This window comes from Streptomyces sp. NPDC052109, from assembly GCF_040680195.1.
Taxonomy (GTDB): domain Bacteria; phylum Actinomycetota; class Actinomycetes; order Streptomycetales; family Streptomycetaceae; genus Streptomyces.
In genome coordinates, this window is sequence record NZ_JBFAWF010000009.1 from 52,814 (window position 1) to 66,449 (window position 13,636).

Below are 13,636 nucleotides of genomic sequence, written 5' to 3' on the forward strand. Positions count from 1 at the left end.
TATACGCCGGAGCCGTTGCCTGTTTCCATGACGGCGTTCTGCAGCGAATCGCTCGCGCGAGCGTCGTGCGGAGTACGGTGAGACGGCGGGGTTGTATCGCGGTCGCACGCTCTGCGGTCGCCGTGCTCTCTGCGGACGGGCGGACACCATGGCCGACTCAGACATCCCCGACCACCTCCCCAGGCTCTTGCCTGACGCCGTCCACCGGTCGGTGAAACCGGGCACGGCCCTGCTGAGGCTGGAGACGACACACGCACGCGAGGGAATCCTGGACGGCGCGTGGTGGCCGCGGTCCCGGGACGTCGGTGCCGAGCTCCCCTCGTTGATCACCGCGCTGACCGAGCACCTCGGACCTGTCACCCGGGTCGGTCTGGACGGCAGCGCCTGGGACGAACTGCCGACCCGGGTGATGGTCGACGGCCGAGTCGTCCACATCGATTCCTTCTCGGTCAGTGACGACACCGTCCTCATCACCCGGGGCGACCGGGACCACTTCTCCCTGATGCTGGTCCCTCCGGACACGACACTCGACGCGGCACGCGCCGCGATAGCCAGGGCCGTACGGGCCGACAACGTCACCGGGGCCAGACAGATCCTCATCGAAACGGGCGGCGACACGCCACCTACGCCGGCCTGACACGTCCGTCGCGGATCGACTCTCTGTCGGCCGGGACGCTAGATGCGCGCGAACTCCTCCGTCTGCTGGGCGAATTCCTGGGCCATCGCGGCGCTGACCGTGGGCTTGGTGTCGCGGATCGTGTCCAGGTAGTCGTCGGTGGTGGGGGTGGTCCGGGTGCCGGTGTCGAAGGTGCGCTCGAACTGGGCCTGGGAGACGGTTCGCGCCGCATGGGCGATGTCGGCGGGGGTGAACCCCTCGCTGGCGGACGCGAGTACCGCGCTGTCGGCCTGCGCGCCCGCTCGGGCCAGGTAGCTCTCCCACAGTGCGGTCCTGGCGGTGTGGTCGGGAGGGCCGATCGGCAGTACGTAGTCGAAGCGGCCGTGTCGCAGAAACGCGGAGTCAAGCGTGGTCACGTTGTTCGTGGCGCAGACGAGCAGCCGTCCGTCCTGGCTTCGGAACCGGACGATCGCTTTGAGCAGTTCGTTGACGACGCCGACAGCGGTCGCGTCCGCGCCGCCGCGTTCGCCGGCGATCTCCTCGACCTCGTCGATGAAGACGAGGACGTGGTCGAGCCGGGCGATCTCGTCGAAGCGCCGGTTCAGCCCGGTCGCCAGGCCGTACTCGGCGGCCAGACGGGCGGGGAACAGTTCGAGGAAGGGCCATCCCAGGCGGCTGGCGATCGCGTGCGCGAACGTGCTCTTGCCGGTCCCGGGCGGGCCGAACAGCATCACCGCCCGTGGCAGTTCCACTCCGTGCTGGGCGGCCAGTTCGGGATGGGCCAGCGGCAGGACCAGGCGCCGCTCGATGAGCTGCTTCTCCCGTTGCATGCCCGCGACCTTCTGCCACAGTCCCCCTGGCGGCAGCTCCGCGCCGAGCGAGGAGAGCGTGCCGGCCGACTGCGGGGTCACCGGCCCGAGCTTTTCGAAGAAGACCAGCCCGGGGCGGGCGCCGAAGTCGCAGTTGCGCAGGGCGGTGGCACCGGTCTCGCCCTCGGGCAGGGCGGCGTGCACCGCTCGGACGCCGGCGGCGAAGAGCCGTTGCTCAAGGGCGGTGATCAGGGCACTGCCCAGCCCGCGCTGCCGCCAGCCGGGCGCCATGCAGATGCGCAGGATCCATGCCCGTTCGCCCTCGACCCTGCTCACCGCGGCGCCGATCAGCACCTCGTCGGCCGTGGCCACCACAGCCGGGTGCCGGGCCTGGAGGGCGGTCACGGCGTCCGAGAGCGGGAAGAGCGGCGGCTCCTCGGTCGTGCTGCTCTCCATGCCGACTCGGATCAGCGCTTCGAGATCGTCCTGGGCGTAGTCCCTGACCCGCCAGCCGGTCATGATCAACTCCGCGTGTTCGGCCGTACTCCCATCATCTCGCGATGCCCGGAGGCGGAGCGAGCGTCAAGCAGGTCCAGCTGGTCCTCGGCCACGCGTCCGCCGTCATCACGCTGCGGATCTACGCCCATCCGTGGCCGGGCGAAGAAAACCGCACCCGGACCGTCATGGACGCCGTGCTCGGCGGCCTGCGGACCGGGTGCGGACAGGGAGACACTGCAACGAAAGAAGTCGCAGGTCAGAGGGCGTAAAAGGAGATCACGCCTTCTTGGTCTCCCAGAAGATCTTGTCGATCTGGGCGATGTAGTCCAGCGCCTTCTGGCCCGTCGCCGGGTCGGTGGACGCCTTGGCGGCCGAGAGGGCCTTCAGGGTGTCGTTGACCAGCTGGTGCAGCTCCGGGTACTTCTCGAAGTGCGGGGGCTTGAAGTAGTCGCTCCAGAGCACCGAGACGTGGTGCTTGGCGAGCTCGGCGCGCTGCTCCTTGATGACGGTGGCGCGTGCCTGGAAGTGGGGGTCGTCATTGCCGGCCATCTTCTCCTGGACGGCCTTCACCGACTCCGCCTCGATGCGGGCCTGGGCCGGGTCGTAGACGCCGCAGGGCAGGTCGCAGTGGGCGCTGACCTTGACCTTGGGGGCAAACAGGCGGGAAAGCATGGAGCATTCCTTCCTCGTGATCGTCTTCTCAGGTGCGACATTACTCCCTGGGGAAGGCGATTTCTCGGGTGCCCCCTAGGGCTTAGGACAAAAGTCCAGGGTCAGACTGAGACTGGTGGAGGAACGGACCGGGGAGGTGCCGGGGATGCCGGAGCTGTCGCAGGAGACCGAGCGGGGGAGGGCCGTGGCGCCGTTCGGACTGGCCGAGGTGACCGGCCCGTCCATGGTGCCCACCCTCCTTCACGGGGACCGGCTGCTGGTGCAGTACGGGGCCTCGGTCAGGCCGGGGGACGTCGTCGTCCTGCGTCATCCGTTCCAGCAGGACCTGCTCGTCGTCAAGCGGGCCGTGGAGCGGCGCGAGGGCGGCTGGTGGGTGCTCGGGGACAACCCCTACGCGGGCGGGGACAGCACGGACTACGGGGTCGTACCCGATGAGCTCATTCTCGGCCGGGCGCATGTGCGGTACCGGCCGTTCCCGGTGGGTCAGCGCTCCCCGCTGGCGGTGGTGCGCTGGGCGCTCTCGGCCGCCAGGCCGCTGCTGCCCGACCGGTCGGCCTCCAGGCGTTTGCGGGCCCGGTAGGCGGCCACGTTGGCGCGGGTGGCGCAGCGGTCGGAGCAGTAGCGCCGGGAGCGGTTGGTGGAGGTGTCGAGGTAGGCGTTGCGGCAGGGGACGGCCTCGCACAGGCCCAGGCGGTCGACGCCGTACTCGGTGAGGTGGAAGGCCAGGCCCATCGCCGCGATGGCGGCGTACCCGGCGGTGGTGTTGGAGGGGTGGTCGGCCAGGTGCATGTGCCACAGGGGGCGGCCGTCCTCGTCCCGGTGGTCGTGGCCGGAGATCTGCGGCGACACCGGGAACTCCAGCAGGAGTGAGTTCAGGAGGTCCACCGCGAGGGTTTCGTCACCCTTGTCGGCGGCTTCGAAGACCGCGCGCAGCCTCGCCCGTACCGAGCGGAAACGCGTGACGTCGGCGTCGGTGGCCCTGCGGGCCGCGGTCGAGTTGGCGCCGAAGAGGTCGCGGACGGCCTCGACCGAGGTCAGGGAGTCCTTCCCTCGCGCCGGCTCCTCGCTGTTGACGAGACGTACGGCGTAATCCGAGTAATAGGCCAGTTCCACTTGTAGTCCTTACGAGGGCGCTTTATGGTCGTGTCTGCGGTCGGGTAACAGCCGGTCGTGCTTCCAGGGTATTACGCATGGCGAGGGGAGACGGGATCCCGTGACGACGAGTACCGGAACGGACTGGGCGGCCTGGCAGGAGAGCTGGGACCGGCAGCAGGAGTGGTACATGCCGGACCGCGAGGAGCGGTTCCGGATCATGCTCGACCTGGTCGAGGCGCTCGTGGGCACGGCCCCGCGCGTCCTCGACCTCGCCTGCGGCACCGGCAGCATCACCGACCGGCTGCTGCGGCGCTTCCCCGAGGCCACCAGCACCGGCGTCGACCTCGACCCGGCCCTGCTCGCCATCGCGCGCGGCACCTTCGAGGGCGACGACCGCGTCTCCTTCGTCACCGCCGACCTCAAGGACCCCGACTGGGCGGCGCGGCTGCCGTACGACTCCTACGACGCCGTCCTGACCGCCACGGCCCTGCACTGGCTGCACAGCGAACCCCTCGCGGCCCTCTACGGTCAGGTCGCGGAGCTCGTCCGCGACGGTGGTGTCTTCATGAACGCGGACCACATGATCGACGAGAGTACGCCCCGGATCAACGCGGCCGAGCGCGCACAGCGGCACGCGCGCATGGATCAGGCCAAGCGGGAGGGCGCCCTGGACTGGGCCGAATGGTGGCAGGTCGCCGCCAAGGACCCGGCCCTCGCCGAGCCGACGGCGCGCCGCTTCGAGATCTACGGCGAGCACGCCGACGGGGACATGCCGTCGGCGGCGTGGCACGCGCGCGTGCTGCGCGAGAAGGGCTTCGGCGAGGCCCGGCCGGTGTGGTGCTCGCCCTCGGACACACTGCTGCTCGCCCTGAAATAGCCGGCGGACGACACGCGTCAAGGCCGTCCTCGGGGCCCACTCCCGCCGAGCCGGGCGCAGCCGCGCGAACTCGCGCTGAAAGCCCAGCTGCCGCCGCGGCGCGGCACGCGAAAGGGGCGGTGCGAGGACCTCGCACCGCCCCCCTCTCGCGCGCTCAGAGAACCTTCGACAGGAACGACTGGGTCCGCTCGTGCTGAGGGTTCGTCAGGACATCGCGCGGATGGCCCGACTCGACCACCACGCCCTCGTCCATGAACACCAGGCTGTCGCCCACCTCGCGGGCGAATCCCATCTCATGGGTGACGACGATCATGGTCATGCCGGACTCGGCGAGGTCCCGCATGACGTCAAGGACGTCACCGACCAGCTCCGGGTCCAGGGCCGAGGTCGGCTCGTCGAACAGCATCAGCTTCGGGTCCATCGCCAGGGCCCGGGCGATCGCCACCCGCTGCTGCTGGCCGCCGGAGAGCTGCGAGGGGTAGTGCCCGGCCCGGTCGGCCAGGCCCACGCGCTCCAGCAGCTGCCCGGCCCGCTCCCGGGCCTGCGTCCTGCCGATGCCCTTGACCTGCACCGGCGCCTCCATGACGTTCTCCAGCGCCGTCATGTGCGGGAACAGGTTGAAGCGCTGGAAGACCATGCCGATGTCCCGGCGCTTCAAGGCGACCTCGCGGTCGCGCAGCTCGTACAGCTTGTCGCCCTGCTGGCGGTAGCCGACCAGCTCGCCGTCGACGTACAGCCGGCCCGCGTTGATCTTCTCCAGGTGGTTGATGCACCGCAGGAAGGTGGACTTGCCGGAGCCGGAGGGGCCGATCAGGCAGAACACCTCGCCCGGCTTCACCTCCAGGTCGATGCCCCTGAGCACCTCGACATGGCCGAAGGACTTGTGGACGCCCTGCGCCTTGACCATCGGCACCGAACCCCCGGGCGGGGTGTCCTGCGCCTTGCTCAGCTTGTCGGTCATGCCGTGACCTTCCTGCTCGAGAAGGTCGTCAGGTGGGACCTGACCTTCTGCCACGGGGTCGGCGGGAGGCTGCGGCTGGAACCGCGCGCGTAGTACCGCTCGATGTAGTACTGGCCCACGCTCAGGACGGACGTCATGATCAGGTACCAGGCAGCGGCGAGGAAGTACATCTCCACCGGGGCACCGGAGTTCTGGCCGATGTCCTGGGCGTAGCGGAACAGCTCGGGGAACTGGACGGCCGCCACCAGCGAGGTCGTCTTCAGCATGTTGATGACCTCGTTGCCCGTCGGCGGCACGATCACCCGCATCGCCTGCGGGATGATCACCCGGCGCAGGGTCCTGCCGTGGCTCATGCCGAGCGCGTGGGCCGCCTCGGTCTGGCCCTCGTCCACCGCGAGCAGGCCCGCCCGGCAGATCTCGGCCATGTACGCCGCCTCGTTCAGACCCAGGCCGAGCAGCGCCGTCAGCAGCGGCGTCATGAAGTTCGACCAGTAGTCCTTGTAGAACGGCATCAGGTTGATGTAGTGGAAGACCAGACCCAGGTTGAACCACAGGAACAGCTGGACCAGGACCGGGGTGCCACGGAAGAACCAGATGTAGAACCAGGCGATCGAGGAGGTCACCGGGTTCTTCGACAGCCGCATGACCGCCAGCACGATGCCGCCGGCGATGCCGATCAGCATCGACAGGACGGTCAGCATGAGCGTCTTGTAGACGCCGGTCAGGATCCGGTGGTCGAAGAAGTAGTCCGGCACCGCCTGCCAGTTGATGTCGCCCTGGCTGAAGGCGTAGACGATCGCGACGAGGAGCGCGATGGCGATGACCGCCGTAACGTATCGCCCGTAGTGCCGTACCGGGATGGCCCTGATGGCCTCCGGGCCGGCCGGGGCAGCGGGGTTCCCCCCGGCGCTGTCCCCGGCCGTCTTGTCGATGTCAGTCACGGGTGTTGCCTCTCAGTGGCCGCTGCTGCCCGCGCGGGTCACTTGCCGCCGTTGATCACGGACTCCTGGACGGCGCCGTCCTGGGCGCCCCACTTCTGGAGGATCTTCGCGTACTCGCCGCTCTTGATGATCGCGTTCATCGCGGCCTGCAGCGCGTCACGCAGCTGGGTGTCCTTCTTGGCCACGGCGATGCCGTACGGGGCCGCCTCGACCTGCTGGCCGACGATCTGGAAGTCCTTGCCGCCGCCGGAGGTCTTCACCGCGTACGCGGCGACGGGGAAGTCGGAGGAGGCGGCGTCCACACCACCCGAGCGCAGCCGGGTCTGGGACTGCTGGTCGTCGTCGAAGGGCTCGATGGTGAGCTTCTTGCCGCCCGGACACTTCTTGGCCTCCTGCTTGGCCAGGTCGTTCGAGACGGTGCCGCGCTCGACGGCGATCTTCTTGCCGCACAGGTCCGACCAGCCGTTGATGCCCTGGGTGTCGCCCTTGCGGGTGTAGATCGAGACACCGGCGGTCAGGTAGTCCACGAAGTCGACGCCCTCGCCGACCTTCTTGTTCGTGTCCGGGTCGATGCCCTCCTGACGGTTCTTGTTGTCCGTCATGGCCGACATCGCGATGTCGTAACGGCCCGAGCGCAGCCCGGTCAGCAGGCCGTCGAACGTGCCGTTCTGGAAGTCCAGCGTCACGCCGAGCTGCTTGCCCATGGCCGCGGCGAGGTCCGGGTCCAGACCGACGGCCTTGCCGGTGGAGTCCTTGAACTCCACCGGGGCGTACGCGATGTCCGAACCCACCTCGATCTTGCCCTTGTCCCTGATCTCCTTGGGGAGCTTGTCGGCCAGCGGGGCGCTGCTGACGGAGGCGCCGGAGCCGTTGCTCTTGTCCTTGGTCTGGTCACCGCAGCCGGTGAGCAGCAGGGCGCCCGCGACCGCTATCGCACCGGCCGCTGCCAGACGGGAGCGTATGGCGGTCGTACGACGGGTGGAGCTTGCGGTCATCGTGGTTCCTCCGGCGGATGGGAAGGTGCCGATGGGTCAGCGAGAACACACACCTTCGGGTGTCGCGACCTCGTGGGTTTACGGCATCTTGCCATTCGGACTACGCCATCCAGGGGCGCCGCTATGTCAAAATCGCATAACGGGTGACCCCCGAACCGCGTCAGGTCGGCACATCCTTGGTCCTTCGCCACCGAACCATCTGCGGGAACCCAGCCTTCCGGCCGGAAAATCCACGGCGCATCTCACGATGCGGTCAGCGCCTGCGTCCGCCTGCCAGCGCCTTCGCGCGCTCCGCGCGCTTGTCAGCCGCGCGTCATCTCCGTGCGGGTTTCCGGTTCCGCGGTGTGACCTTGCACCTAATGGACTCGTCCTGGGCACTGTCCGTCCGGTAAGAAGGTTCTTTACACCCCTCATCCGGGGCTCAGGGCGCGTGTGCGGCGCGCCCGTCGCGTACGGCCCGTACGTATCAGCAATCGGGCGGTACGCGGTGCCCGCCCACCCCTCACCAGGAGTGGTCGACCCTCAAACCATGCATACCTAAGGGGTACAACAAAGTGGCAGCGGAGATCGTCAATCCTCGCAGCGACAGCAATACGGATCAGGACGGCGGGGCCGAGCCCCTCGATTCCTTCGATCCGGCGTTCGCGCTGCACCGCGGCGGCAAGATGGCCGTGCAGGCCACCGTGCCGGTCCGCGACAAGGACGACCTTTCCCTCGCGTACACGCCCGGCGTCGCGCGCGTGTGCACCGCGATCGCGGAACAGCCGGAGCTGGTCAACGACTACACGTGGAAGTCCTCGGTGGTCGCCGTCGTGACGGACGGTACGGCCGTGCTCGGACTCGGGGACATCGGTCCCCAGGCCTCCCTCCCCGTGATGGAGGGCAAGGCGATCCTCTTCAAGCAGTTCGGCGGCGTCGACGCGGTCCCGATCGCGCTCGACTGCACCGACGTGGACGACATCGTCGAGACCGTCGTCCGGCTCGCCCCGTCCTTCGGCGGAGTGAACCTGGAGGACATCTCGGCGCCCCGGTGCTTCGAGATCGAGCGCCGGCTGCAGGAGCGCCTGGACATCCCGGTCTTCCACGACGACCAGCACGGTACGGCCGTCGTGACGCTCGCGGCGCTGCGGAACGCGGCGCGGCTCAGCGGGCGGGAGATCGGGCAGCTGCGGGCCGTCATCTCGGGTGCCGGCGCGGCCGGTGTCGCCATCGCCAAGATGCTGGTCGAGGCCGGCATCGGGGACGTGGCGGTGGCGGACCGCAAGGGCGTCGTCTCGGCCGGCCGGGAGGACCTGACCCCGGTCAAGCGGGAGCTCGCGGGCTTCACCAACAAGGCCGGCATCACCGGCTCGCTGGAGGACGCCCTCGCGGGCGCGGACGTCTTCATCGGCGTCTCCGGCGGTACGGTCCCGGAGGAGGCCGTCGCCTCCATGGCCGAGGGCGCCTTCGTGTTCGCGATGGCCAACCCGAACCCCGAGGTGCACCCGGACGTCGCGCACAAGTACGCGGCGGTCGTCGCGACCGGGCGGTCGGACTTCCCGAACCAGATCAACAACGTGCTGGCGTTCCCGGGCATCTTCGCGGGCGCGCTGCAGGTGCGGGCCTCTCGCATCACCGAGGGGATGAAGATCGCTGCGGCGGAGGCGCTGGCCGCGGTGGTGGGGGACGACCTTGCCGCCGACTACGTGATTCCCTCGCCGTTCGATGAGCGGGTCGCTCCGGCGGTCACGGCGGCGGTGGCCGCCGCGGCTCGGGCCGAGGGTGTCGCTCGTCGCTGACGTCGCGTGGAAATGGTCCCGTCCGTGTGGGCGGGGCCATTTTCTTTCCCGCTCGCCCGCACCTCTCGGGTGTCGCACGAGGCGCCCGTGACGGTGTGGGTGCCGGCCTGCGCCGCATGGGTGTCCCTGCGCAAGAGGGCATGTGTCACAGGGCTGCCTGGTTCCGCCGGCTGGTCAGCGCCCCTATCGTCGGCTGCATGTTCGCTGTCTACGCCGCCCGAATCGACCGCGACCAGCCGCTCACCGGCCTGGAGTTGGGGGAGCGTCCGGCTCCCGAGGCCCGGCCCGGCTGGAGCACCGTCACGGTGCGGGCCGCTTCCCTCAACCACCACGACCTCTGGTCCCTGCGGGGCGTCGGCCTCCCGGAGGACCGGCTGCCGATGATCCTCGGCTGCGACGCCGCCGGTATCGACGAGGACGGCAACGAGGTCGTCCTGCACTCCGTCATCGGCCAGACCGGCCACGGCGTCGGCCCTGACGAGCCGCGCTCCATCCTCACCGAGCGCTACCAGGGCACCTTCGCCGAGCAGGTCGCCGTGCCGGCCTGGAACGTCCTGCCCAAGCCCAAGGAGCTGTCCTTCGCCGAGGCCGCGTGTCTGCCGACGGCCTGGCTGACGGCGTACCGGATGCTGTTCACCAACGCCGGGGTGCGGCCCGGTGACTCGGTCCTCGTGCAGGGCGCGGGCGGCGGCGTGGCCACGGCCGCGATCGTGCTCGGCAAGGCGGCGGGGCTCCGCGTCTTCGCCACCAGCCGGGACGAGGCGAAGCGGAAGCGGGCCCTGGAACTGGGGGCCGTGGAGGCGCTGGAGTCCGGTGCGCGCCTGCCGCAGCGGGTGGACGCCGTCATCGAGACCGTGGGCGCCGCGACCTGGTCCCACTCGGTGAAGTCCCTGCGGCCCGGTGGGACGATCGTCATCTCCGGTGCCACCAGCGGGGACCGGCCCTCGCACGCCGAGCTGACCCGGATCTTCTTCCTCGAACTGAGGGTCGTCGGCTCCACGATGGGCACCAAGGACGAGCTGGAGGACCTGCTCTCCTTCTGCGCCGCGACCGGCGTACGGCCCGTCATCGACGAGGAGCTGCCGCTGGACCGGGCCCGTGAGGGCTTCGAACGGCTCGCGGCCGGCGAGCAGTTCGGGAAGATCGTGCTCACCAACTCCTGAGACTCCTCGGGGAGCGGCCGGCGGGCGGGTCCGGGTGTCCGGGCCCGCCCTTTTATGCCGCGGGTGTCAACTGTGGTTGACATGCAGGGGCATGTCAACCTAGATTGACATCATGACCGAGGCAACCGATCTCGCCGAGCGCGCCGGCGACCGTGATCCGCGGGTCGGCCTGCGGGCCGTGGCGGCGCTGCGCAGGCTGCTGGAGCAGCTGGAGGCGGTACAGGTGCGCAGCGCGCGCAATCAGGGCTGGTCGTGGCAGGAGATCGCCGCGGAGCTCGGTGTCAGCAGGCAGGCCGTGCACAAGAAGTACGGGAGGCAGTGATGTTCGAACGCTTCACCAGGGACGCCCGCGAGGTCGTGAAGGGCGCGGTCGGCCACTGCCAACGCGCGGAGGGACGGGCCGTCGCCGCCGAGCACATGCTGCTCGCCTTGCTCGACCGCGAGGCCGGCCGGGCCTCCTTCACCCTGACCGCGCTCGGGCTCGCGGGACGCAAGGCCTCCGTGCGGGGCGCGCTCGGCGAGGCCCGGCGGCACGGCGGGCTGTCGCGGGCCGACTCGGACGCGCTGGCGGGGCTGGGGATCGACGTCTCGGAGATCGTCGCCCGGGTCGAGGAGGCGCACGGCGTCGGCGCGATGGCCACAGGCCCGGAGGACCGGCGCCGGCGATCGGGACGGGCGCCGGGCTTCGGCCGCGACGCCAAGGAGGTCCTGCAGAAGGCGCTGCGGATCGCCGTGGCCCGCCGCGACCGGCACATCGGCGACGAGCACATTCTGCTCGCGCTGACCGTCCTGCCCGGGGTGGCGGGTGAGGTGCTGGCGGATCACGGAGCGACGTACACGTCGGTGACGCGCGTGCTGTACGGCGCGGGACGGGCGCAGGCCGGCTGAGACACCGGCCGGCCTGCGCCCCGCTCGCCGCCCTCCGGGGTCAGGCCTTCGGCGTGCGCAGGAGCGCGCCGATGTGGGCCGCCGCCGTCGACAGGTGACGGCGGGCCTCCCGGAGCTGGGTGGTGGTGACTCCGTGGTCGCGGGCCGCGTCGCGGATGTCGTCACGGAAGCGGTCCAGGAGGCGGTCAAGGTCGCGAGTCGGCTCGCCGGTGAAGTCCTCGTGCGCCCAGGAAGGTTCGTACTCGGCCGGGAAGTCCTCGGTGGGCGAGACGTAGTCCGGGGCCGCGGTGGGCGGGGTGGCGGGATGGGGCGCCGGTCCCTCGGACGGGCGGGAAGAGGTCCAGTTCTTGCCGAAGTCGCCCAGTTCCCTGGCCAGTTCGGACAGCCCCTCGCGAACGCCCGTCGGCCAGTCTCCGTGGCTGAAGTGGTCCTGGACGCGGTCCTGGACCTGGCGGGCGATGCGCTGCATCTCCTCCTGCGCCTGGGCCCGCGCCCGCGCCTGCGCCTCCTGGGCCTGGTGGCGGGCCCGCTGGGCCTCCTCGCGGGCCCGGCGGCTCTCGTCCTTGGCCCGGCGGGCCTGCTCCTTCCACTCCTGCCTGACCCGGCGCATCTCCTCCTTGGCGGCCCGCCAGGACTCCTTGTCGGTGAGGTCGCCGGACTCCCCGGAGGGACCCGCCGCGCCCGTCTTCGTGCTCCGGCGGGCCTCGGTCGCCGCCGCGCGCATCTCGCGGCGCAGGTCGCCGGCCGCGCCACATACATCGGCCCTTATCTCGGCGGCCAGTTCCGCGACGGACTCACGGATCTCCAGCTCGAGGTCGGCCAACTCGCCGCTCCGGTCGGCCAGTTCGGCACGGCCGGCGTCCGTGATGGCGTACACCTTGCGGCCGCCCTCGGTGGTGTGCGTGACCAGGCCCTCGGCCTCCAGCTTGGCCAGCCGGGGATAGACCGTGCCGGCCGAGGGGGCGTACAGCCCCTGGAAGCGTTCCTCGAGGAGCCTGATCACCTCGTAGCCGTGGCGCGGGGCCTCGTCGAGCAGCTTGAGCAGATACAGGCGGAGGCGCCCGTGGGCGAAGACGGGGGGCATGTCAGAGCACCTTCTTGTCGGTCGTGCCGTCGGCCGGGGCGTCGGTGGCGTCGGCGCCCTGTCCGGAGACGGAATTGTCCCCCGGGGCGGCCGGGGCGTCGGCGGCGGGGGCGGTGCCGGGGTTCCGTGGCGGCTCGGTGGGCTTGGCACCCCACGGGGTGTCCGCCTCGTCCTCGCGCGACGGGCGGCGCAGCAGGGCGATCGAGCCGGAGACCGTGGTGGCCCGGAGCCTGCCCGTGCCCGCGCCGAGGCGGCCGGTGATCTTGTGGGCGCCCCACTGGCCGTGCACCCGCAGTCCGTCGAAGGCGTTGGAGATCGTGCCGCTCGCGGTGTTCGCCTCCACCTCGGCGTCCGCCGGGTGGGGCAGGCGGATGGCGATCTCGCCGGAGACACTGGTGAGGCTGACGTCCGTGGGGCCGTCCGGGTCCAGGTCGACGATCATGGAGCCGCTGACGGAGTCGGCGCGGACGGAGCGTCCGGAGCCCTCGACCACCGTCAGGTCTCCCGAGACCGACTTGAACCGCAGGTCCCCGGTGACCGCCTGGGCTTCCACGTTCCCCGACACGGTGTCCGCGTGGACCGGGCCCGCGACGCCGACCAGCGTGGTGTCGCCGGTCACCCCCTTGACCACCGCGGTGCCGCGGATGCCGGAGACGACCGCGCCGGCGCCGACCACGCCCACCTCCACGCGCGTGTCGGCGGGAACCGCCAGGGAGACCACGGCGCTGCGCTGCCAGCCCTTGCGGTCCAGCCACTTGAGGAAGCCCTTCCAGGGCAGGTCCTCGTAAGCCACCGTGAGCGTGTCGCCCTGCTGGGTGACCACCAGGGGTGGGCCTTCGATCTCGGATACTTCGAGCCGGGCGGAACCCTCGTCCGTGCCCACCACGTTCACCGTTCCGTTGACGATGCGGACCTTGAGGTCGCTCACGCGAGTGTCGAAAGTCAGCTTCTGGGCCTCGGTGACGGACCACTCGGGCATGGAGGACCTCCTCGGGACTCGGCCGCGACACGCCATATCGCGTCCTCTGTGAAACACGATATATCGCGGACGGTGGAAGTCAAGACGCCCTTTCGTGTGAGCGCGCCCCGAAGTGCGGACCGAAGACGGGGGAGGCGGATGGGCCACGACCGAGTCGCCCACACCTTCCCGCCCCGTCCGCGCCGCAGCCCGTCGGGTCCGCCCGGGGGCGCTCCCGCACCTCGGTACGACGCGCCCTCGCGCGCCGCCGTCCCCCGGATACGCCCTACCCTGGAGGAAT

15 protein-coding genes and 1 pseudogene are annotated in these 13,636 nt (G+C 70.4%); 8 read left to right on the plus strand and 8 right to left on the minus strand.

The annotated features are described in order from the left end of the window. The first annotated feature begins 148 nt into the window (after positions 1 to 148). Complete coding sequence (locus AB0L59_RS19920) at positions 149 to 637, plus strand: DUF5994 family protein (RefSeq protein WP_365585219.1); 489 nt, start codon at positions 149 to 151, stop codon at positions 635 to 637. Positions 638 to 675: 38 nt separating this feature from the next. Here AB0L59_RS19920 and AB0L59_RS19925 read toward each other — a convergent pair whose 3' ends face one another. After that, positions 676 to 1,944: a bifunctional GNAT family N-acetyltransferase/ATP-binding protein gene (locus AB0L59_RS19925; RefSeq protein WP_365585221.1), complete on the minus strand. Its 1,269-nt coding sequence runs from the start codon at positions 1,942 to 1,944 to the stop codon at positions 676 to 678. Positions 1,945 to 1,994: 50 nt separating this feature from the next. Between AB0L59_RS19925 and AB0L59_RS19930 the strand changes: the two are divergent. After that, positions 1,995 to 2,192: pseudogene (locus AB0L59_RS19930) on the plus strand (site-specific integrase); the annotation flags it as partial. Positions 2,193 to 2,199: 7 nt separating this feature from the next. Here AB0L59_RS19930 and sodN read toward each other — a convergent pair. Beyond that, on the minus strand, positions 2,200 to 2,595 hold the full coding sequence (gene sodN, locus AB0L59_RS19935; protein ID WP_004983535.1) for a superoxide dismutase, Ni: 396 nt from the start codon (positions 2,593 to 2,595) through the stop codon (positions 2,200 to 2,202). A 145-nt stretch (positions 2,596 to 2,740) separates the two neighbouring features. Here sodN and sodX point away from each other — a divergent pair, with 145 nt between their 5' ends. Next, entirely contained in the window at positions 2,741 to 3,175 is a 435-nt protein-coding gene (gene sodX / locus AB0L59_RS19940; protein WP_365585669.1) for a nickel-type superoxide dismutase maturation protease, read from the plus strand. Here the strand turns inward: sodX and AB0L59_RS19945 are convergent. After that, complete coding sequence (locus AB0L59_RS19945; RefSeq protein WP_365585223.1) at positions 3,079 to 3,708, minus strand: CGNR zinc finger domain-containing protein; 630 nt, start codon at positions 3,706 to 3,708, stop codon at positions 3,079 to 3,081. The two genes, sodX and AB0L59_RS19945, sit on opposite strands and share 97 nt — an antisense overlap. 100 nt (positions 3,709 to 3,808) lie before the next feature. Here AB0L59_RS19945 and AB0L59_RS19950 point away from each other — a divergent pair, with 100 nt between their 5' ends. Then, a complete protein-coding gene (locus AB0L59_RS19950; protein WP_365585226.1) occupies positions 3,809 to 4,567 on the plus strand; it encodes a class I SAM-dependent methyltransferase in 759 nt (252 codons plus the stop codon). Positions 4,568 to 4,721: 154 nt separating this feature from the next. Here the strand turns inward: AB0L59_RS19950 and AB0L59_RS19955 are convergent, their stop codons facing one another. The 3 genes from AB0L59_RS19955 to AB0L59_RS19965 are packed head-to-tail and all read right to left on the minus strand — an operon-like array spanning position 4,722 to position 7,464. Next, positions 4,722 to 5,474 (minus strand): amino acid ABC transporter ATP-binding protein, encoded by a 753-nt coding sequence (locus AB0L59_RS19955; RefSeq protein WP_365585672.1) that lies wholly within the window; start codon positions 5,472 to 5,474, stop codon positions 4,722 to 4,724. A gap of 50 nt (positions 5,475 to 5,524) precedes the next feature. Next, a complete protein-coding gene (locus tag AB0L59_RS19960) occupies positions 5,525 to 6,469 on the minus strand; it encodes an amino acid ABC transporter permease (RefSeq protein ID WP_365585227.1) in 945 nt (314 codons plus the stop codon). 38 nt (positions 6,470 to 6,507) lie between these two features. Beyond that, complete coding sequence (locus tag AB0L59_RS19965; protein ID WP_365585228.1) at positions 6,508 to 7,464, minus strand: ABC transporter substrate-binding protein; 957 nt, start codon at positions 7,462 to 7,464, stop codon at positions 6,508 to 6,510. A gap of 554 nt (positions 7,465 to 8,018) precedes the next feature. Between AB0L59_RS19965 and AB0L59_RS19970 the strand changes: the two genes are divergently transcribed. The 4 genes from AB0L59_RS19970 to AB0L59_RS19985 all read left to right on the plus strand — a co-directional run bounded on the left by AB0L59_RS19970 (position 8,019) and on the right by AB0L59_RS19985 (position 11,293). Further along, the gene (locus AB0L59_RS19970) at positions 8,019 to 9,242 is read left to right on the plus strand and encodes an NADP-dependent malic enzyme (RefSeq protein WP_365585230.1); all 1,224 of its coding nucleotides are present in this window, start codon (positions 8,019 to 8,021) and stop codon (positions 9,240 to 9,242) included. Between the two features lie 197 nt (positions 9,243 to 9,439). After that, complete coding sequence (locus AB0L59_RS19975) at positions 9,440 to 10,405, plus strand: zinc-binding dehydrogenase (protein WP_365585233.1); 966 nt, start codon at positions 9,440 to 9,442, stop codon at positions 10,403 to 10,405. Positions 10,406 to 10,517: 112 nt separating this feature from the next. Then, positions 10,518 to 10,727 carry an HTH domain-containing protein gene (locus AB0L59_RS19980; protein ID WP_018571396.1) on the plus strand — a complete coding sequence of 70 codons (210 nt, stop codon included), beginning with the start codon at positions 10,518 to 10,520 and terminating at the stop codon, positions 10,725 to 10,727. After that, positions 10,727 to 11,293 (plus strand): Clp protease N-terminal domain-containing protein, encoded by a 567-nt coding sequence (locus tag AB0L59_RS19985; RefSeq protein WP_365585236.1) that lies wholly within the window; start codon positions 10,727 to 10,729, stop codon positions 11,291 to 11,293. Before AB0L59_RS19980 ends, AB0L59_RS19985 begins: the two co-directional genes overlap by 1 nt. 40 nt (positions 11,294 to 11,333) lie before the next feature. On the opposite strand, the gene AB0L59_RS19990 is transcribed toward AB0L59_RS19985, so the two are convergent. Then, a complete protein-coding gene (locus AB0L59_RS19990) occupies positions 11,334 to 12,377 on the minus strand; it encodes a helix-turn-helix transcriptional regulator (protein WP_365585239.1) in 1,044 nt (347 codons plus the stop codon). Between the two features lies 1 nt (position 12,378). After that, positions 12,379 to 13,356 (minus strand): DUF4097 family beta strand repeat-containing protein, encoded by a 978-nt coding sequence (locus AB0L59_RS19995; RefSeq protein WP_365585242.1) that lies wholly within the window; start codon positions 13,354 to 13,356, stop codon positions 12,379 to 12,381. Between the last annotated feature and the right edge of the window lie 280 nt (positions 13,357 to 13,636).